At 41.9% G+C, this 19,255-nt stretch carries 21 protein-coding genes and 1 tRNA gene; 13 read left to right on the plus strand and 9 right to left on the minus strand.

Annotated features, from left to right (window positions below):
• The first annotated feature begins 2 nt into the window (after positions 1-2).
• Both ACRZ9O_RS07980 and ftsY read left to right on the plus strand, forming a co-directional pair.
• Positions 3-155, plus strand: coding sequence for a DUF4295 domain-containing protein (locus ACRZ9O_RS07980; protein ID WP_109324168.1), 153 nt, complete (start codon positions 3-5; stop codon positions 153-155).
• 99 nt (positions 156-254) lie between these two features.
• Positions 255-1,232 carry a signal recognition particle-docking protein FtsY gene (gene ftsY, locus ACRZ9O_RS07985; protein WP_459458060.1) on the plus strand — a complete coding sequence of 326 codons (978 nt, stop codon included), beginning with the start codon at positions 255-257 and terminating at the stop codon, positions 1,230-1,232.
• Here the strand turns inward: ftsY and ACRZ9O_RS07990 are convergent, their stop codons facing one another.
• Positions 1,233-2,903 carry a glutamine--tRNA ligase/YqeY domain fusion protein gene (locus ACRZ9O_RS07990; RefSeq protein WP_459458861.1) on the minus strand — a complete coding sequence of 557 codons (1,671 nt, stop codon included), beginning with the start codon at positions 2,901-2,903 and terminating at the stop codon, positions 1,233-1,235.
• Between the two features lie 92 nt (positions 2,904-2,995).
• Here ACRZ9O_RS07990 and ACRZ9O_RS07995 point away from each other — a divergent pair, with 92 nt between their 5' ends.
• Positions 2,996-4,033, plus strand: coding sequence for a WD40/YVTN/BNR-like repeat-containing protein (locus ACRZ9O_RS07995; RefSeq protein ID WP_459458062.1), 1,038 nt, complete (start codon positions 2,996-2,998; stop codon positions 4,031-4,033).
• Here ACRZ9O_RS07995 and der read toward each other — a convergent pair.
• The gene (gene der / locus ACRZ9O_RS08000) at positions 4,013-5,335 is read right to left on the minus strand and encodes a ribosome biogenesis GTPase Der (protein ID WP_459458064.1); all 1,323 of its coding nucleotides are present in this window, start codon (positions 5,333-5,335) and stop codon (positions 4,013-4,015) included. The genes ACRZ9O_RS07995 and der overlap by 21 nt on opposite strands.
• An 11-nt stretch (positions 5,336-5,346) precedes the next feature.
• Positions 5,347-6,249, minus strand: a complete 903-nt coding sequence (era, locus tag ACRZ9O_RS08005; RefSeq protein WP_459458066.1) for a GTPase Era — start codon at positions 6,247-6,249, stop codon at positions 5,347-5,349.
• Positions 6,250-6,354: 105 nt separating this feature from the next.
• Here era and ACRZ9O_RS08010 point away from each other — a divergent pair.
• Together ACRZ9O_RS08010 and ACRZ9O_RS08015 are read left to right on the plus strand one after the other, a co-directional pair.
• Positions 6,355-6,427 (plus strand) — tRNA-Met (locus ACRZ9O_RS08010).
• Between the two features lie 150 nt (positions 6,428-6,577).
• Positions 6,578-6,892, plus strand: a complete 315-nt coding sequence (locus ACRZ9O_RS08015; protein WP_459458068.1) for a LytR/AlgR family response regulator transcription factor — start codon at positions 6,578-6,580, stop codon at positions 6,890-6,892.
• A 63-nt stretch (positions 6,893-6,955) separates the two neighbouring features.
• Here ACRZ9O_RS08015 and ACRZ9O_RS08020 read toward each other — a convergent pair whose 3' ends face one another.
• The 5 genes from ACRZ9O_RS08020 to atpD all read right to left on the minus strand — a co-directional run bounded on the left by ACRZ9O_RS08020 (position 6,956) and on the right by atpD (position 10,874).
• Positions 6,956-7,855 (minus strand): OmpA family protein, encoded by a 900-nt coding sequence (locus tag ACRZ9O_RS08020; protein WP_459458070.1) that lies wholly within the window; start codon positions 7,853-7,855, stop codon positions 6,956-6,958.
• A gap of 77 nt (positions 7,856-7,932) precedes the next feature.
• Positions 7,933-8,379 carry a MarR family winged helix-turn-helix transcriptional regulator gene (locus tag ACRZ9O_RS08025; protein ID WP_395618407.1) on the minus strand — a complete coding sequence of 149 codons (447 nt, stop codon included), beginning with the start codon at positions 8,377-8,379 and terminating at the stop codon, positions 7,933-7,935.
• 158 nt (positions 8,380-8,537) lie between these two features.
• On the minus strand, positions 8,538-9,110 hold the full coding sequence (locus ACRZ9O_RS08030) for a hypothetical protein (RefSeq protein WP_459458072.1): 573 nt from the start codon (positions 9,108-9,110) through the stop codon (positions 8,538-8,540).
• Positions 9,111-9,117: 7 nt separating this feature from the next.
• Positions 9,118-9,348, minus strand: a complete 231-nt coding sequence (locus tag ACRZ9O_RS08035; RefSeq protein ID WP_130895339.1) for a F0F1 ATP synthase subunit epsilon — start codon at positions 9,346-9,348, stop codon at positions 9,118-9,120.
• Positions 9,349-9,356: 8 nt separating this feature from the next.
• Positions 9,357-10,874, minus strand: coding sequence for a F0F1 ATP synthase subunit beta (atpD, locus tag ACRZ9O_RS08040; RefSeq protein WP_459458074.1), 1,518 nt, complete (start codon positions 10,872-10,874; stop codon positions 9,357-9,359).
• A 331-nt stretch (positions 10,875-11,205) separates the two neighbouring features.
• On the opposite strand from atpD, the gene ACRZ9O_RS08045 reads away from it, so the two are divergent.
• The 8 genes from ACRZ9O_RS08045 (at position 11,206) to ACRZ9O_RS08080 (ending at position 17,950) form a co-directional block, all read left to right on the plus strand.
• Positions 11,206-13,182 (plus strand): tetratricopeptide repeat protein, encoded by a 1,977-nt coding sequence (locus tag ACRZ9O_RS08045; protein WP_459458076.1) that lies wholly within the window; start codon positions 11,206-11,208, stop codon positions 13,180-13,182.
• 105 nt (positions 13,183-13,287) lie between these two features.
• Positions 13,288-13,593, plus strand: coding sequence for a 30S ribosomal protein S10 (gene rpsJ, locus ACRZ9O_RS08050; RefSeq protein ID WP_130895342.1), 306 nt, complete (start codon positions 13,288-13,290; stop codon positions 13,591-13,593).
• Positions 13,594-13,685: 92 nt separating this feature from the next.
• Entirely contained in the window at positions 13,686-13,841 is a 156-nt protein-coding gene (rpmH, locus tag ACRZ9O_RS08055; RefSeq protein WP_130895343.1) for a 50S ribosomal protein L34, read from the plus strand.
• Positions 13,842-13,903: 62 nt separating this feature from the next.
• Complete coding sequence (locus ACRZ9O_RS08060; RefSeq protein WP_459458078.1) at positions 13,904-14,308, plus strand: ribonuclease P protein component; 405 nt, start codon at positions 13,904-13,906, stop codon at positions 14,306-14,308.
• Positions 14,292-15,869 carry a S41 family peptidase gene (locus ACRZ9O_RS08065; RefSeq protein WP_459458080.1) on the plus strand — a complete coding sequence of 526 codons (1,578 nt, stop codon included), beginning with the start codon at positions 14,292-14,294 and terminating at the stop codon, positions 15,867-15,869. Before ACRZ9O_RS08060 ends, ACRZ9O_RS08065 begins: the two co-directional genes overlap by 17 nt.
• On the plus strand, positions 15,866-16,540 hold the full coding sequence (gene tsaB / locus ACRZ9O_RS08070) for a tRNA (adenosine(37)-N6)-threonylcarbamoyltransferase complex dimerization subunit type 1 TsaB (protein ID WP_459458082.1): 675 nt from the start codon (positions 15,866-15,868) through the stop codon (positions 16,538-16,540). The genes ACRZ9O_RS08065 and tsaB overlap by 4 nt, the downstream gene beginning before the upstream one ends.
• A 1-nt stretch (position 16,541) precedes the next feature.
• On the plus strand, positions 16,542-17,048 hold the full coding sequence (locus tag ACRZ9O_RS08075; RefSeq protein WP_459458084.1) for a DUF2480 family protein: 507 nt from the start codon (positions 16,542-16,544) through the stop codon (positions 17,046-17,048).
• A 14-nt stretch (positions 17,049-17,062) separates the two neighbouring features.
• On the plus strand, positions 17,063-17,950 hold the full coding sequence (locus ACRZ9O_RS08080) for a fructosamine kinase family protein (protein WP_459458086.1): 888 nt from the start codon (positions 17,063-17,065) through the stop codon (positions 17,948-17,950).
• Here ACRZ9O_RS08080 and ACRZ9O_RS08085 read toward each other — a convergent pair.
• Positions 17,925-19,226 (minus strand): 4-hydroxy-3-methylbut-2-enyl diphosphate reductase, encoded by a 1,302-nt coding sequence (locus ACRZ9O_RS08085; protein ID WP_459458088.1) that lies wholly within the window; start codon positions 19,224-19,226, stop codon positions 17,925-17,927. The genes ACRZ9O_RS08080 and ACRZ9O_RS08085 overlap by 26 nt on opposite strands.
• Positions 19,227-19,255: the final 29 nt, after the last annotated feature.

Genomic DNA, 19,255 nt, shown 5'->3' on the forward strand with positions numbered 1-19,255 from the left:
CCATGGCTAAGAAAGTAGTTGCAACTCTGAAGAAAGAAGGCGGCGTTAAGTACGCTAAGATCATTAAGGCGGTTAAGAATCCTACCACAGGAGCTTACACCTTCAAAGAAGAAATCATCCTTCAAGATGAAGTTAACGCTGCATTGAAAAACTAATTTTTCAATACCCGTTTACCTATCTAAAAAAAATTGAAGTCCCTTCTTGAAGGGACTTTTTTTATTTTCACTACCTTCGTATCGTATTTAAACACTCCCATGGGATTATTCGATTTTTTAAAAAAGAAACCAGAACCGCAACAGCAAGAAGAGATTCAAGCGTTAGAGCAAGGTTTAGAGAAAACATCCTCCGGATTATTCTCTAAAATCGGTCGTGCGGTAGTGGGAAAATCGAAAGTAGACGAAGAAATACTAGATGAATTAGAGGAGATTTTATTAACCTCTGACGTAGGAGTCGCCACCACTTTGAAGATCATTGAGCGCATCGAGCACCGTGTAGAACGCGACAAATACGTATCGACAGAAGAATTAGACAAGGTATTACGCGAAGAAGTGGCGGCCCTTTTAGAGGAAAACCAATCTTCTTCTTTAGAAAATGCCTTCGCAGAACCGAAACAAAAGCCCTACGTCATCATGGTGGTAGGTGTTAATGGCGTAGGCAAAACCACAACCATCGGTAAATTAGCTTCTCAATTTCATCAAAATGGCTTAAAGGTCGTGTTAGGTGCGGCGGATACTTTCCGTGCGGCGGCCGTAGATCAATTGAAGCTATGGGGAGAGCGCGTAGGTATTCCGGTAATTGATCACGGAATGAACACGGATCCAGCTGCGGTGGCTTTTGATGCGGTAAAACAAGCCGTGGAGATGAATGCAGACATCGTGATTATCGATACAGCAGGACGTTTACATACGAAAGTCAACTTGATGACCGAGTTAGGTAAAATCAAGCGCGTGATTCAAAAATTCATCCCAGAAGCGCCACACGAGGTGATGTTAGTATTGGACGGCTCAACAGGCCAAAACGCCTTCATCCAAGCCCAAGAGTTTACGAAAGTTACAGAGATTACCTCTCTAGCGATTACCAAGTTAGACGGCACCGCAAAAGGGGGTGTGGTAATTGGTATTTCAGATCAATTCAAGATTCCGGTCAAATACATTGGAGTGGGAGAAAAAATCTCTGATCTCCAAGTATTCAACAAGACCACGTTCGTGGATTCGCTTTTCGCGAAGAAATAATTATTTAACTTTTTCTTTCGCCCAGGTATCTTTCAACGTAACCGTACGGTTAAACACAAGTTTATCCGAGGCAGAATCTGGATCTAAGCTGTAATATCCTTTGCGGATAAACTGAAGAGACTGGCCTAAGGCAGCTGATTTCAATCCTGGCTCCACATAGACTTTAGGTACAATTTGAAGTGATTCTGGATTAATAAATTTCAAGAAATCATCACCTAATTCAGACGCATCTTCCACGATCAATAAGCGATCAAAGTTACGAACCTCTGCCTCAACGGCTTGAGCCACCGATACCCAGTGAATCGTTCCTTTCACAGAAATACCACTCGTATCTTGACCTGACTTACTTTCAGGAATGTATTCCGCATGCACCTCCGTCACATTACCCGCTGAATCCGTCTTGAAATCGGTACAAGTGACTATATAGGCACCTTTCAAGCGCACCTGCAATCCTACACCTAAGCGGAAGAATTTCTTCGGTGGATCGATCATGAAGTCATCGCGCTCGATGTATAATTCGTGAGAGAATGGAACCGAACGCTTCGTAATTACCTCTGCTTCAGGATTATTTTCAATTTGCAAATCCTCCGTTTTATCCGCTGGATAGTTTGTGATTACTAATTTAATCGGATCCAATACTGCCATTACGCGGTCCGCGGACTTGTTCAAATCTTCGCGAATACAGAACTCTAACAAACTTAAGTCGATCAAATTATCGCGCTTCGCTACCCCGATACGCTCGCAGAAGTTGCGAATCGAAGCCGGAGTAAATCCACGTCTGCGTAAACCTGAAATCGTAGGCATGCGGGGATCGTCCCAGCCACTGACTACTTTTTCATTCACTAATTGTAATAATTTACGCTTGCTCATCACCGTGTGGGACAAGTTCAAACGGGCGAATTCATATTGATGGGAAGGGAAAATCCCCAATTTATCTAAGAACCAATCGTATAGTGGACGGTGAACATCGAATTCAAGTGTACAAATCGAGTGGGTGATTTCTTCGATGGAATCACTTTGACCGTGGGCAAAATCGTACATCGGGTAGATACACCATTTATCGCCTGATCGGTGGTGTTTCACGTGGCGAATGCGGTACATCAGCGGGTCACGCATGTGCATGTTTGGATGAGCCATATCAATTTTTGCCCGCAAAACTTTGTCCCCGTCTTCGTATTTACCAGCCTTCATATCACGGAATAAAGCCAAATTCTCCTCCACACTTCGGTTCCTGAAGGGACTATTCTGTCCAGGAGTGGTAGGAGTACCTTTTTGAGCCGCAATTTCTGCCGCTGATGAATCATCTACGTAAGCGAAGGAAAGCGTGATTAATTTCTCCGCGAATTGGTATAAATCTTCAAAATAGTCTGAGGTATATAATTCGTTTGCCCAAGTAAATCCTAACCACGAAACATCCTTCTTAATCGACTCCACATATTCTGTCTCCTCCGTCACCGGATTTGTATCATCAAAACGCAAATTCGTCCCTCCACCGAAACGCTGCGCTAACCCAAAATTCAAGCAAATACTCTTCGCGTGACCGATGTGCAAGTAACCATTCGGCTCAGGTGGGAAACGTGTCAAAATACCTTGTGGGTACTTCCCAGACGCGATACCTTCTTGAACGATTTCTTCTAAGAAATTAAGAGATTTGGGTTTTAATTCTTCCATGTATAATTCCGTCTCGACGAATAAATTTGAGCTGTAAGGTTCAAAAATAATCATTATTTGCCAAAATCCGTAATTTGCATCCCGATATACCTATGAGAAAACACATCCTACTCTTCGCCCTCCTATTTTTAGGCGCTTTCCAAAGCTTCAGCCAATGGAATTCCCTCTCACTAGATACCAAAGCCTCGTTTCGAGCCATTCGATCCCTTGGTTCCCACATCTGGATAGGCGGAACGCGCGGTACCGTCATTCACTCAAGTGATAGAGGCGAACACTTTACGGTTTCGAAGGTTGCAGGGGCAGATTCTTTGGACTTCCGAGATTTAGCGATACTCGACGAAAATACGGTCTTATTGATGAGCGCTGGCCCGGCAGAGGATGGGGCAGCCAAAATTTTCCGCACAGAGAATGGAGGAAAAAGCTGGGAATTAGCCTTCCAAATCAAGGAAAAAGGCTATTTCTTTGATGCTATTATTTGGGAGGGCAAACATGGATTGGTTTTATCCGACCCTGCGGGCCCATTCTATGGCTTGATTCGCATCCGCGATAAAGGACGCAACTACGAAGTATTGACCCCAACGAACCATCCCCCTTTACAAAAAGGGGAAGCCGCTTTTGCAGCGAGTGGATCAAGTTTACAGAAGACAAAAAAGGGTTATTACATTGTGACCGGAGGAGGTGAAAAAGCACGGGTATTGCGCAGTAAGGATGCGCTACAATGGGAAAACATTTTCGCAGAAATTCCAGGCGGCGAAGGAACTGGATTTTTCAGTCTAGGCGTTCGTGATGCGAAGAATCTATGGATTGCCGGAGGTAATTATGCACGAATTAAAGAGGGGCCAGTTCCTGTTTTAGAAAGCATGGATGGGGGTGCGACTTGGTCTCCAGTCGCTGGTGCACCGTGGTATTATGTCGAAAAAATTCTATGGGCAGCGCCGTATTGGATTTTATCCGGGCCGGCGGAGAACTCGGCTTTTGACCCTAAAACGAAGCGTTGGATTAGCTTAGGCAATAGTCCCTACCACAACATATGTCAGTTGGGAGATCGGATTTATGGTGTAGGTGGAAGAGGCCAAATCGGTTTCATCAGCCTCTCCCAAATACAGCAACTATTTCTTTCTAAAGAATAAAGAAATAGGCGTACCTTCTAAATTAAAGGCTTTACGCATCTGATTCTCTAGGTAACGCTCGTAACTTTCCTTAATGTACTGCGGTAAGTTGCAGAAGAAAATGAAGGTCGGATACGGGGTCGAAACCTGCGTACAGTATTTAATCTTGATGTATTTTCCTTTCCAGGCTGGTGGCGGATAACTCGCAATCACCTCCAGCATCACATCGTTTAATTTCGATGTAGAAATCTTCTGTGTACGGTTTTCATAGACCTTTAGCATTAACTCCAAAGCTTGGAAGATACGCTTCTTCTCCATGACCGAAGTAAAGATCACAGGCATATAATTCAATGGCGCCATACGCTCCTTAATTGCCTTCTCTAATTGAACCGCAGTATTGGTGTCTTTCGCCACTAAATCCCACTTATTAATCATTAAAACAATCCCTTTCTTCGCTTTGTCCGCCATGCTGACAATGTTCATATCCTGTGCCTCTAATCCCGTTAACGGATCGATAGTGGTCGCATCGATGATAATAATTGCTACATCGCATTCTTCTAAAGCCTTCATCGAACGCAAGACCGAATAGTACTCAATGTTATCGTCGATACGCGCTTTGCGGCGAATACCGGCCGTATCAGTAATGATGAAATCTTTTCCGTAAAGAGTGTAATGATTTTGAATCGCATCCCGCGTGGTTCCCGCTTCATCCGTTACAATCGAACGATCTTTGCCTAAGATAGCATTCAAGAAAGAGGATTTCCCTACGTTTGGACGACCTAAGATCGCCACGCGTGGAATGCCTAATTCTGGATTTTCGATTCCTTCATCTTTGAAATGAGAAACCATCGCATCGAGCATGTCACCCGTACCACTTCCGCTTTCGGCAGCAATCGCAAAAGGATCGCCTAAACCTAATTCATAAAATTCAGCAGCAGCATAAGCCTTTTCGTGTGTATCAGCTTTATTTGCGATCAAAATCACCGGCTTCTTTGAACGACGTAAAACGTTCGCAAAATCCTTATCTAAATCTGTTAAACCCGTAGAGCAATCTACCACGAACAATAAAACCGCCGATTCTTCAATCGCTAATTCTACTTGTTCCCGTATTGCTCCTTCAAATTTATCTTCTGAACCATGCACGTAACCTCCCGTGTCAATCACGGTAAAGAAACGTCCTGTCCATTGACCGTAACCATAATGGCGGTCGCGCGTCACCCCGGACATATTGTCCATGATAGCTTTCTTCTGTTCGATCAAGCGATTGAACAAAGTAGATTTCCCTACATTGGGACGCCCCACAATTGCAATAATATTTGACATTCTATGTTAAATTAATCGAGTGAATACCCGAATGAACGCAGCTTGTCGGTCTTTGCACGCCAATCTGGCTCCACTTTGACAAACTGCTCTAAAAATACTTTTTTACCAAAAAACTTCTCTAAATCCTCTCTCGCCTGCATACCCACTTTCTTGATATTTTCCCCTTTATGTCCAATGATAATCGCACGTTGCGAAACTCTTTCGACATAAATTTCCGTGGCAATACGTAAAATGGTAGGCTCTTCTTTAAAAGAAGTTACTACTACCTCGCACGAATAAGGAATCTCTTTTTTGTAGTTCATGAAAATCTTCTCCCGAACGATTTCGGAGGCAAAGAATTTTTCTGGTTTATCTGTCAGTTCGTCCTTATCAAAAAAGGGCGGATGAACTGGCAAATGCTCCATGAGGTGACTAAAGATTTGGTCCAAATGAACCGATTCTAAAGCCGAAATAGGGATAATCGGACGGCCAGGGAAAATCCCCTGCCAATACGCGACTTTCTCCTCTAATTTCTCTATGGTCACTAAATCGATCTTGTTTAATAAAACAAGAATAGGTGTCTCTGTGAAATCTTTCCAATTGGTCAAAAAGTCCAAATCTTCAAATTCATCAAACACATCCGTCACATACAACACTACATCCGCATCCTCTATGGAGCTTTTAACGAAAGACATCATGGATTTATGTAATTCGTATTTAGGTAATAAAACCCCAGGTGTGTCTGAATAGACAATCTGGTATTCTGTACCCTTATGCTCTCCATTTAGCATCCCCAAAATCCGGTGACGCGTCGTCTGCGCTTTCGAGCTCACAATCGAAAGCCTTTCCCCCACTAATGCATTCATCAACGTACTCTTGCCCACATTGGGTTTTCCAATAATACTAATAAAGCCTGCTTTGTGTTCGGGGGTCATAAAATGTAAGTAAATACTGCCTCAAAAAGGATAGGCAAGAATAATTTCTACAAAGATACTTGTTTTTTCCCAAAGAAACGTGCATCTTTGCACTCCCAATTATATCGCGGGGTGGAGCAGTTGGTAGCTCGTTGGGCTCATAACCCAAAGGTCGTCAGTTCGAGTCTGGCCCCCGCTACATGGATAAGAGGTCTTGCAAAAGACCTCTTTTTTTATGCCCCATAGCTCCAGGTATTCTTACCGCTAAATAAATACCGATACCGCTAAATAAATCTTATGGCAAACATTATTGCAAATAGAGTAGGTTTGTTCGAGAATCAAACCCGACATGAGAAAAACATTAAAAATCCCTGGAATTGACCAATGCCCAGTAGAAGACATCGTGAGCATCGAAGGTAAAGGGAATTATACTACCATATTTTTGAAGAATGGCCAAAGTATCTTAATGGCTAAGACACTTAAAAAGTTTGAATCCCAATTACGCCTAGGCACCTTCCTTCGCATCCACAAGTCCTATCTAGTGAACAAGATAAATATAATAGGTCACGACTTACATGAAACAAAGACTGTCAAGACAATCTTGAATCAGTCTTTACCAGTTTCTAGAAGAAAACTAGATTTGGTCCGTGGACAGTTAGCTTAATTTAAACCATAAAAAAAAGGGCCTCGATTTACATCGAGGCCCTTTTTTTATTTTAAGATCAGCTTATTGAGCTTGTGGCGCCATTAGGCTGAAGAATTGATCTAACTTAGGAGTAACGATAATCTCCGTACGGCGATTTTCCTTGCGTCCTTTAGCTGTTTTATTAGCTGTAGCTGGCTCAAATTCACCACGTCCACCTGCTGTTAAACGCTCTGGATCTACATTAAACTTCGTTTGCAATACACGAACTACTGAAGTAGCACGCTTAGCTGATAAATCCCAGTTATCTTGGATACAATCAGTTGAGATAGGCACTGAGTCAGTATGTCCTTCTACTAATACATCAAGTTCCTTGTGGTCATTTAACACCTTCGCTACTTTCGCTAATACAGCAACCGCTTTAGCGTTAACCACTGCACTTCCTGATGCAAACATCAAGTTATCAGAGATAGAGATATAGACAACCCCCTTCTTCACCTCAACCGTTACGTCCTCATCATTTACATCAGCTAATGAACGCTTCAAGTTCATCACTAAAGATAAATTTAATGAATCCTTACGCTGGATAGATGAGTTCAAATCTTTGATGTATTTCCCTTGCTCGTTCAAGGCATCCAAAGACTTACGGATACTTTCAGCACCCGATTTATTGATTACTGAAAGATCAGATAAACGATCTAATAGATTTGTATTTGTCTTCTTGAAATAGTCTAATTGCTCTTGCAAAGCTTTCAATTGACCATTTTTTGCTTCTAAATCAGTATCTCTTTTTTTCAATTCACCTTGTAGGCTAGCTGTCAAAGATTGACAATCTGATAAATCTGCCTTCGCTTTCGATAAAGCAGAGCTACTTGAAGCTTGCAATTGAGTTAATTGTGATTCCATATCCGCTAGTTTCTTCTTTCCTACACAAGAAGTAAATAAGAAAGGCATCATTGCGAATACCAAGAGTAGTTTTTTCATAACGCAGTTTTAAGTTTAATTATCAGGCAAAAATAAGGATCTACTTCAATAAATGTATCCCGAAATACATTTTTTTTCTAAATTGTTTTTAAAATTTCCCCCGCATCCACTTCTAAAACCTGATTTACAGAGGACATCACTTCAAAAAATACCTGTAGTTTTTCTGGAGGAACTCGATCATAAATCAATTTATTGAAAGCAATGACTCCCTTTCTAGCTTGATCTCGTTTTTTCTTTCCAATTTCCGTTAAAAAAATCTTAACCACACGCTTATCCTCATAATTTGCAGATCTTTCAATCCACTTCTTTTCTTCCAACGTCTTCAACATCCGAGTTAACGATCTAGCCTCTAAGCCTAATGCTGGTGCAATCTTAGTGGCGGGAGTGCCATCTTTGTGAATATGAAGAAGAACATACCCTATAGCCATCGTCATATCAAACTGAGCGGAATAGGTGTTATACATTCGGCTAATAGCGTACCAACCGGTCTTTATGTGAAAATCAATCGTCTCTTCTGCTTTCATAGGAATCCTGCGATAGTGTATGCGAATAGTGTAAGCTACTATTTTTAGATGTACACCGTATACAAACATGGTATGCTAATCATACCTTTGGACAAAAATGAACTAAAAAAAAATAGGATGCAAGCATCCTATTTCCTTAATCCATTATAAGCAACCGATTATTGAACTCGATTACCTTTCATTCTTTTTGAATTTACTTTTAATCCACTTAAAGATGACTTCATGATCATCAAGCGAACGCGTGGCGTTTTGGTTACCGACTTAGTCAAGCCTTCATATTTCTGGTTGTACACCAGGTATTTATTCCCTTCAAAGTTCAAACGTGAAATAGAAGAATTACCCGTTTCGTCTACTAGCTGATAAAAATATTCTCCGCGTTCCCCTAATACAGGTGCAAAAATCAAGCTGTTTGATTCTTTAGCTGGATTATCGAAAGAAACATATAGTTTATCCCCATCCTGTTTCAATAAAGCACCTGGCGTCTGCTTTTCTAAGCTAACCCGGTTAATGGACTTGCCGTTTTTGAATACCAATGCACCCGCCTTCACATTCGCATCAGACGAACTCATCTCTCTTTCTAAAATCAAACCATTATCATTATAGAACTGAATCTTTTGCAACGGAATGTTACTTTCCTTCACGGTTGCTAAAATAGACCCGGTTAAAAAGGCCTTTTCTGAGCAGGAGCTAAATAAGACCGTTGCAAATAATAAAATGGCAAGTTTTTTCATGAGAATGTTAGTTAACGCCTTCGGCTAAAACAAGTACTCGATTATTCAAAACTTCAACAACTCCTCCTTCGATTTGGAAGACCTCTTTATCAGCCGTTAATTCTCCTTTAGCTAAAGTAGAAACGATGGCTGCGTGGTCATTTAAAATTTGGAAGGAACCATTAACGCCAGGTAAAGTCACTACAGATGCTTCTGCAGAGAAAACTTTACGATCCGGTGTAATAATTTCTACAAACATAATTTTCTTTATTTAGCAGCCTCAGCTAATAATTTCTCTCCTTTTACCACTGCATCCTCAATCGTACCTACTAAGTTGAAAGCAGCTTCTGGAAGGTGATCGTATCCACCATCGATGATCGCATTGAAACCTTTGATCGTATCGTTGATATCTACAAGAACGCCTTTTAAGCCTGTAAATTGTTCTGCCACGAAGAAAGGTTGTGACAAGAAACGTTGTACACGACGAGCGCGAGAAACGACTAATTTATCTTCTTCAGATAATTCATCTAGACCTAAGATCGCGATGATATCTTGTAATTCTTTGTAACGCTGTAAGATTTCCTTAACACGCTGAGCTGTATTGTAGTGCGCATCTCCTAATACTTCTGCAGATAAGATGCGTGAAGATGAATCCAAAGGATCCACCGCTGGATAGATACCTAATTCTGCAATCTTACGAGATAATACCGTAGTTGCATCTAAGTGGGCAAACGTTGTTGCCGGAGCTGGATCCGTTAAGTCATCGGCAGGTACATAAACCGCTTGTACCGATGTAATTGAACCACGCTTCGTCGAAGTGATACGCTCTTGCATCGCACCCATTTCCGTTGCTAAGGTGGGTTGGTAACCTACCGCAGATGGCATACGACCTAACAGGGCAGATACCTCAGAACCCGCTTGTGTAAAACGGAAGATGTTATCGATAAAGAATAGGATATCACGACCTTGACCTTCGCCATCGCCATCACGGAAGTGTTCCGCCACAGTTAATCCTGATAAAGCTACACGTGCACGTGCTCCAGGAGGCTCGTTCATTTGACCGAACACTAAAGTTGCTTGAGATTTCGCTAGTTCTGTTTGGTCTACTTTAGATAGATCCCACTCACCCGCTTCCATCGCGTGCTTAAATTCCTCACCATACTTGATAACGCCTGACTCGATCATCTCACGTAATAAGTCGTTACCCTCACGAGTACGCTCACCTACACCTGCGAATACTGAAAGACCTTCGTATGCTTTGGCAATATTATTAATCAACTCCATGATCAATACGGTTTTACCTACACCGGCACCACCGAATAAACCAATTTTACCACCCTTTACGTAAGGTGCTAATAAGTCAATAACCTTAATTCCTGTGAATAAAACCTCAGTTGTTGTCGCTAATTCATCAAATTTAGGCGCAGCACGGTGAATCGGCAATCCTTTGTCAGACTTAGGTTGAACGATACCATCGATGGCATCCCCTACTACGTTAAACAAACGACCTTTAATACCCTCACCTGTAGGCATCGTCATCGGCGTACCTTTATCGATTACCTCTTGTCCACGTTGAAGACCTTCCGTTCCTTCCATCGCAATCGTTCTCACGCGATCTTCTCCTAAGTGCTGTTGCACCTCAAGAACAAGCGTTTGACCATTCGATTTCGTTACTGAAAGAGCATTCAAGATCGCTGGTAAATGTGATCCTTCACCTTCGAAGCTCACATCGACAACGGGTCCAATTACTTGCGCAACTTTTCCTTTATTAACTGCGTTTGCCATTTGAATTTTAATTTGTTAGCTAAAACTAAGATTTTATGTTGTTTCCGAATATGTATAACATTCGGACTGCAAAATTAGCCTCTTAATTCGAATTTACCAAAACTCAAATTAGTATTTTTCAACTATTTTTTGCCAAAATCCGCCAATTTCTTTGAATGAATCATAGTTTGTGTGAAATTTAGGAATTCAATTTTTGGACCAAAATATGCGCTTGACTCTGCCCTCTTTTTCGAAAAGCATTTTTTATGCCTGCTCTTTGCTGTTAATTACAGTTTTGGGCCTTTGGATATGGGGAGGAACTGCGCTGTTTAATTGGGTCGAGGTCTCTGAAATGATACCTTTTGAAAAAGTAGTAGACAACCAAGCCGGCCAAAACCTACACACCAATGTTTATTTTATCCGCCAAAACTTCCAAATTCAAGCTACATCGCTAGACGCGACGCCAGAAATCATCGGATTCATTTTAGCCATTATTGGAGTTTTTATGGTGTTGTTTTCGTTTTTGCCAGCCTGGCAGGCCGTATTAGGCGCTACTTTGTGGCTCGGAATTGTGGCTTTCTCCTTGTCTGACGCTTCGTTTCCTGCCTTGTCACAAATTATTTCTAGCCAACTATTTAGCTTGAGTTTATTGGCCTTGGCAGGCTTATCCGTCTTGAGCGCGGCGGCCATTCCTTCCTTTTTGATGGGCTTGGCGCAAGGGCGTGACCGAGTGATTTCGAAGAAGAATCGGACGATCTTGGGTTTCGTTTGGGGAATCAATTTGCTTTTGACTTTTGGCAATCAACGATTCGACCTCGGTATTAGAACCGCCATACCGGCATTTATATGGGTGCTCCTAGCTCTTGGAATTTATGTTTACCAAAACAAGGACAACAAAACCCTACTAGGAATTAACTTATTAGGACTTTCCTCCCTGATTCCACTCTTGTGGCACGCAAACACGCCAGGTATTCAGGCGATCGAAAACTGGAATTTGATCAACCAGGTGCTAATGGGTCTACTTTTCCCCTTATTCATTATCCGCAATTTTGGACCACTTCTTTCTAAAAACTTACCCATCCATAAAGTCATTCACAAAGCGGCGATACTTCCGCTACACTTGATTCAAATAGGAGTCCTTATTTTAAGCCTGGGGGCAGTATTCGCCTTCAATTCCGGCGCATACCATCTGGGAATGGCGGCGAAAGAAAATTATGCAGGGGATGTCGCCTCCTTGTTAGAAGACCGGACCATGGCAGAGATTCACTATAAGAATGCCACCTTGCACAGCCGCTTGAATGCTAAAAGCAACTTAAGCCTTGCCGCCCTCGCCCAGCAAGCTGGAGACATGGAGACTTTTGCCTATTATGTAGCTACTAGCCAAAGCATTAATAAAGACCCTGCCCTCTCTGTGGCATTAGCCAATGTTTTTGCCGCAGAAAACCATCCCTTCGATGCACTATTTACTTTACAGAAAGGCGATGCGTCAGATCCACGCATCGCCACTCAAATGGCCTTGCAATACGAAAGATTAGCCTCGCCTGATTCCGCTGCCTATTTTTACAATAAAGCCTTTAGCTTAGATCCAAAGAATCCGCTCTATCTAGCCAATAAAATTTACGCTGATAAGATTTACTTGAAGCAAAATCCGGAATTCAACCCTTCGGAAGACTTAGCCATCCAAGCTAATTTACTGGCTTCCGGAATTCCTACGGCACCGATGAATGCTAACTTTATTCCCAAAGCAGATTTGCGTGATTTGGCCTACTTATATAATGGTCTACTTTTTTGGAAGCAGAAGGCCCCCATGTATGATCTGGCTGGGTGGCAAAAAACGCTATCAGCGATCTTTCCAGAATTAGAACTGTTAAAGTCTTGGCAAGTATTTTACCATGCGAAGCCTTTAGTTGCCTTGAATCAATTAAATCTATCGATCGCAGCGGACACGACGCAGGGATCGGGAATGATGGGAGTTTTAGCTTTTTGGAAATATGCCACGGCCTTTCCAGTCAAGACACCTCCTATTTCGCGAACGAATGCTGATTCGTTTTTAGAAAAATACCCCTTTCAACTAGCTGTTTTACAGCAAGCGCTTCCATTGGTTCCCACTAAAAAGGGCTACGAGGCGGCGCTAGCCGCTTTGCAATGGAACGAACAAAACCCTCCTTTTTATCCAATTTACGCCATGCAGGCGCTCAAAATGGGGGAAATTAGCTATGCAGACGAGGCGATGGGAAAACTTCAAGCACTGAATCCTGTCCTTTTCCAAGCTACGCAGGCGAGCTATTTAGCTGAAAAACAACGCGCTCTCGAAAAAACTAAATTTTAGGGCTTGTATAATTAATTGACATTCTGTACTTTTGCAGTCCTAATTAATTTAAGTAGCGGAGTAAATGGTTCTTTCGCTGCTTAATCATTTAAAGAACCATCTTTTATGAATCAAAAAATTCGCATTAAGCTGAAGTCATTTGACCACTCTTTGGTAGACAAATCAGCAGAGAAAATCGTTAAAGCGGTAAAAGCTACAGGAGCAGTTGTTTCTGGCCCTATCCCACTTCCTACAAAAATTGAGAAATTCACTGTTTTACGTTCACCACACGTTAACAAGAAAGCACGTGAGCAATTCCAATTATGTACTTACAAGCGTCTAATCGACATCTTCTCCTCTTCTGCTAAAACAGTAGATGCTTTGATGAAATTAGAATTGCCATCAGGAGTAGACGTAGAAATCAAGGTTTAAGGACCTGTCAAGTGTAAGCTTGATGAATAAATATTTTGTTTTACCTTTGCAAGCCCCAATCGAAATGATGGGCTGCTTTAATAAATAAAGAAATGAAAAGAACTTTTCAACCCTCTGTACGTAAGAGAAAGAACAAACACGGTTTCCGTGAGCGTATGTCTACGGCAAACGGTCGTCGCGTATTGACAAACCGTCGTGCTAAAGGACGTCACAAGTTGACTGTTTCAGACGAAAAAAGAGGCAAATAAGCCATAGATCTTAGAAAAGAAGATTTCTGGTTTGCTATTGTTGTACACTTAGTATTCCTGCTTTGAAATTTACATTTTCTAAATCAGAGCGTCTAACGCACATTAAGATTATAGATTCCTTATTCGAGAAGGATAGTCGAGTCGTTGAAGAACGGTTTGTCTATCCTTTTCGTGTTTTATACATCCGCGAAAATCCCTACGAGGTGGATTTAGCCGATCCACAGATTTTAATTTCAGTACCGAAGCGTCGTTTTTCGAAAGCTGTGGACCGAAATACCCTCAAGCGTCGCATCCGCGAGGCCTATCGCCTGAACAAACCCCATTTTCAAGTAGAGGGAAAAGCAAAACTTCCAGATGTATTGGCTTTTGTCTATATTGGTTCCTCAATCGAACCTTCGGACAAAATCCACAAAAAAATGGCCGCCATTTTAGACAAATTCACCCAAACGAATGAAGCAACTACTTAAAATAAGCCTTCTCGTATTGTTAGGATTAGGCTTATGGGCCTTTAACCGGGCCGATCAGTTGTTTGATCTCGCAAAAAACCTGGATATCTATGCCAGTGTCATCAAAGAATTAAATCAATTCTACGTAGACCCGATTGATGCAAATAAGGTAGTTACCAATTCCATCGATGGAATGCTGGATCAATTAGATCCTTACACCGTCTATTATCCAGAGGAAGATTTGGACGAATTTACGACACTAACCACTGGAAAATACGAAGGAATAGGAATACGCGCTTCTTGGGTGGAAAAAGGCTATTACATTACCTATGTCGATGAATCGAGCCCTGCCTTGCAAGCAGGATTGCAAATAGGCGATCAATTAATTTCCATTAATGGAAACCAAATTACCGAGGAGTCTGACCCGAGTATTCTTATAAAAGGGCCTAAAGACAGTAAATTAATTGCAGAGATTAAACGAGGAGATGCTCAATTGAGTTTAAGCATCAACCGCTCCACCGTTCAAATCAAAAATGTGGGCTATGCAGGAATCATTCGACCAGGGGTCGGTTACATCGAATTAGAAGAATTTAATCAGTCTGCAACGAAAGAAATGAAGGCAGCCCTCGTTCAATTAAAGAAGGAGGGGATGAAGAAATTGATCTTGGATTTACGTAACAATCCAGGTGGTTTGTTGACTCAAGCCATAGATATTTGTAATCTGTTTCTACAAAAAGAAACGCCCATCGTTAGCACGAAGGGGAAATTACAAGAGTGGAATGCGAATTACAAAGCCTTAAATTCCAGCTGGGATACCTCTATACCCATCGTCGTTTTAATCAACCAAAACTCGGCATCAGCAGCTGAAATTGTGGCGGGTGTTTTACAGGATTATGATCGAGCGACCATTGTAGGACAACGCAGTTTTGGTAAAGGCCTCGTACAGGTGACACGCGAATTACCATACCGTGCGAAAATCAAGATTACAACAGCCAAATATTATATCCCAAGTGGTCGCTGCATTCAGGCCATCGATTATTCCGAAAATAAAGACACCACAAAGCGCGAATTCAAAACGCGAAACGGTAGAAAAGTCAATGCGGGTGGAGGAATTGAACCCGATGTATTGGTGGGTAGACCCCAAGCGAATAGTTTGATTCAGCAATTAATGAAAGAGAAAATCTTTTTTCAATATGCCCGTCTATTCAAATTACAACATGCCTCGATTTCTTCTGCAGCTAATTTCCATTTAACTGAGCCCGCATTCGATGCGTTTATTCAATGGGTGAAAGCGAGTAAATTCAAGTATGAAAGTCCGCTAGAAAAACAGATGCGAGATGTATTAAAGGAAACGCAGAAAGATCCTTTGTATGCTAATTTGACGGCAACGCTGGAGAAAATCAAGCCGGAGTGGGATTCATCGGTCGCTAAAGAAATGAATGCGAACAAAAAAGTGATTTCGGCGTTATTAGAACAAGAAATAGTGCACCATTATTACCTGAAAAAAGGGATTAATGAATGGTCTTTTGAAAATGATCCGAGCCTTTTAAAAGGTGTGGAATTAATTACCTCTTTGAAATGAGTCTGATCCTAAGTGTAGATACGTCGACCCAAAACTGCTCCGTTGCCCTTCACGAAAACGGGCAATTGATCAAGCAGGAATTAGTTACCGAAGAGGGTTCTCATTCCAAATCGCTGACACTTTTGATTGAAAAAGTGATGAAGACAGCGGGTCTTGCGCTTGCTGAACTATCCGCCGTAGCCGTTTCAAACGGACCCGGTTCTTATACTGGCTTACGGATTGGTTTAGCGACGGCGAAAGGAATTTGCTTCGCTTTGGACAAGCCATTAATCTGTTTGCCTACTTTGCAGGTGTTAGCCTCCGCAGTCGAAGCACCAGAGGGATCACTCCTTTTGCCGATGCTAGATGCACGTAGAATGGAGGTTTATGCAGCGATTTATTCGTCAGCATTAGCGGAATTATCTCCACAAGAAGCGCACATTTTAACCCCTGAATCTTATCAAGCTTATACTTCTTTAGTAGCGTTCGGCAATGGATCTGCAAAATGGCAAGAAAGCTGTACGCATCCAGCTATCACGTTCTTGGATGGACCTTTATTACCAGAGGCAAAATACATGGGTAAATTAGCACATGACGCATTTCTGAACCAAAAATTCGAGAACCTCGTTACAAAAGAGCCCGACTATTTAAAAGAATATATGGGCATAAAACCGAAACTAAAATCCTTGTAACATGGCGGAGGAAATCATCAATAGAGTAAATCAAAGTGGACTAACGCAAATCGATTTAGAAGATTTACGCGTTCCAGGAGACCGCGTTTACATCGACATCAAAGAGCAATTATTTCAAGGGATCGCCCTGCGCGAGAAGGACTTTAGAGAGTTCATCGCTAGTAATGATTGGTCTAGTTACGCAGGAAAGCATGTGGCGGTGGGTTGCAGCGAAGATGCGATTATTCCCACCTGGGCCTATATGTTATTAGGAGTTCAGTTAACTCCTTTTGCGCAGACACTCGTTTTCGGAAATTTAGCTGATTTAGAAAAGGCCTTGTTTGAACTAGCTTTGGCGAAAATAAAGCCGGAAGATTTTCAGGATGCCAAAATAGTCATCAAGGGGTGTTCCAAAGAATCGGTTCCTACCGAAGCCTATTTGAAAATCACCCAGCTATTACAACCAGTGGCGAAGAGCCTGTTTTTTGGAGAACCCTGCAGTACGGTTCCGCTTTTTAAAAGAAAATAAGGTAATTTTGTCCTATGTCCACTGAAACGCAAGCACAATACCAGTTTATTGATAAAATTATCCAGCATCATTTAGGTGACAACACCGAGGTGAAGGACTTAGAATTTTTCTATGGGGGGAATTTTAACTTGGCAGTGCGTGTGCAATTGAAAAATGCGGACGAATACTTCATCAAATGGAATCAAGGTGATCACCAAGGTTTATTTGATGCTGAAGCAAAAAACCTAGATTTAATCGGAAAAACTTCCTCCATTTCTGTACCGAGCGTGATCGGGACGGGGACGATGGAGGAAAAGGAATATTTGATGATGGAATGCATTCCATCAGGAGAAAAGGCAGCTAATTATTGGGGGGATTTTGGGGAAAAGCTGGCTCGATTGCACAAAAATTCGTCAGAAAACGGGCACGGGCTCGACTACACGAATTACATCGGAGCCGCGCCACAAATCAACAGCTGGAATCAAGATGGCATCGCGTTTTTCATCGAACATCGCTTAAGCAACCAATTGACTAGAGCAATCTATGATCGTAAAATCGACGCTGCTCTAGAGGCAAAATTTGAAGTTTTGTTTGAAAAACTACCATCGCTTTTGCCAAATGAAAAGTCCGCTTTACTGCATGGGGATCTTTGGTCCGGTAATGTAATGACAAATCCAGAAGGATTAATTACACTGGTGGATCCAGCTTGTTATTTTGGATTTAGAGAAGCGGAACTTGCTTTTACGACGATGTTTGGAGGATTTGAAGAAGGTTTCTACGAAGCCTATCACGCGAATTTTCCCATTGAAAAAGGATTTCACGAACGTATTCCCTTGTACAATCTATACCCGCTTTTAGTGCACGTGAATCTGTTCGGTGAGGGTTACTTGCCTGCCGTTAAGAAGATTGTAGATTCCTATTAACCACTTCATCCACGTCCTTAGCTCCCGGGAAAAACGAAACGAGCTTGCGCAAGATTTCTTCCATCACCGCGTCTGGGCAAGAAGCACCGCAGGTTAACAAAACACGCGTTTTCTCGTTAGAAGGAATGAAGGAAGTGGACACACGCTCCTCTTTGACCCCGTTATCAAAATGCAGGACCTGGTCCCCAGAAATCAATTTTTCCGCATTCTTGATGAAATAGGTAGGCAATTTCTCGACACACAAATCCACTAGATGGGCTGTGTTCGAAGAATTATAACCACCAGCGACAATCGCAAAATCGGCCTCCTCGGCTAATAGACCGTAAGTCGCACTTTGATTATCGTTTGTTGCATAACAAAGCGTATCGCGCGTATCAGCAAAGTACTCCTTGATATTTTCTGGGGATAATTGAAAGTGTAAGCGGATGATTTGGCGTAAATAATCCACAATTTCTTGTGTATCTGTAGCTAACATCGTCGTCTGATTCACCACTCCGATGCGTTTTAAATCTTTTAAAGGATCAAAACCCACTGAATATTGCCCTTCAAATTCAACATAAAACTCTTCCGCTGATTTCTCTTCCTTGATATAGGCAGATAAAGCAATGGCCTGCTTGATATCCTTAATAATTAAGGTGGGTGTAACGGATTGCGAATGCGAAAAAGTAGCCTTGGTTTCCTCGTGACTAGGTTTTCCGTGTACAATCACCGTGTAATCCTTCTTACCTATCGCCTCCGCCCTATTCCATACCTTCTCCACAAATGGACAGGTCGTATCATACGCGTAGGGATCAATTCCGCGGGATTGCAAGATAGCTTGCGTCTCCAAAGTCGTTCCAAATGCGGGTACAATCACCACATCGTTCGAGCTCAACTCCGACCATTCAACTATTTGATTTCCGTGTGTGTCTTGTATAAATCGCACCCCACGATCCAATAAATCTGCGTTAACGGCAGGATTATGAATCATTTCTGATAATAAGAAAATGCGTTTATCTGGATTTTGATCTATAATCTGGTAAGCTGTCTCTACTGCATTTTCCACTCCGTAACAGAAACCGAAATGCCGCGAAAGCAACACTTCCACCGGACCGAAATCCAAAAAAGTAGGCGTAAAATCCTTCTTTAATTTATCTTGTACACGACGAGCCTCCTTAATCCGACCGATCAAATTACTCTTAAACAAAGAGGGGATGGAAAAGGATTTCATTTTTTTAAAGGTTCGTTTAAGAGGAGTATGTGTTGAGAATGTACGCTTTTGTGCAATTGAATGCATTTTATAAACTACTTTTAGGGTTATTGGTT

It is taken from the genome of Aquirufa sp. HETE-40SA, from assembly GCF_054558635.1.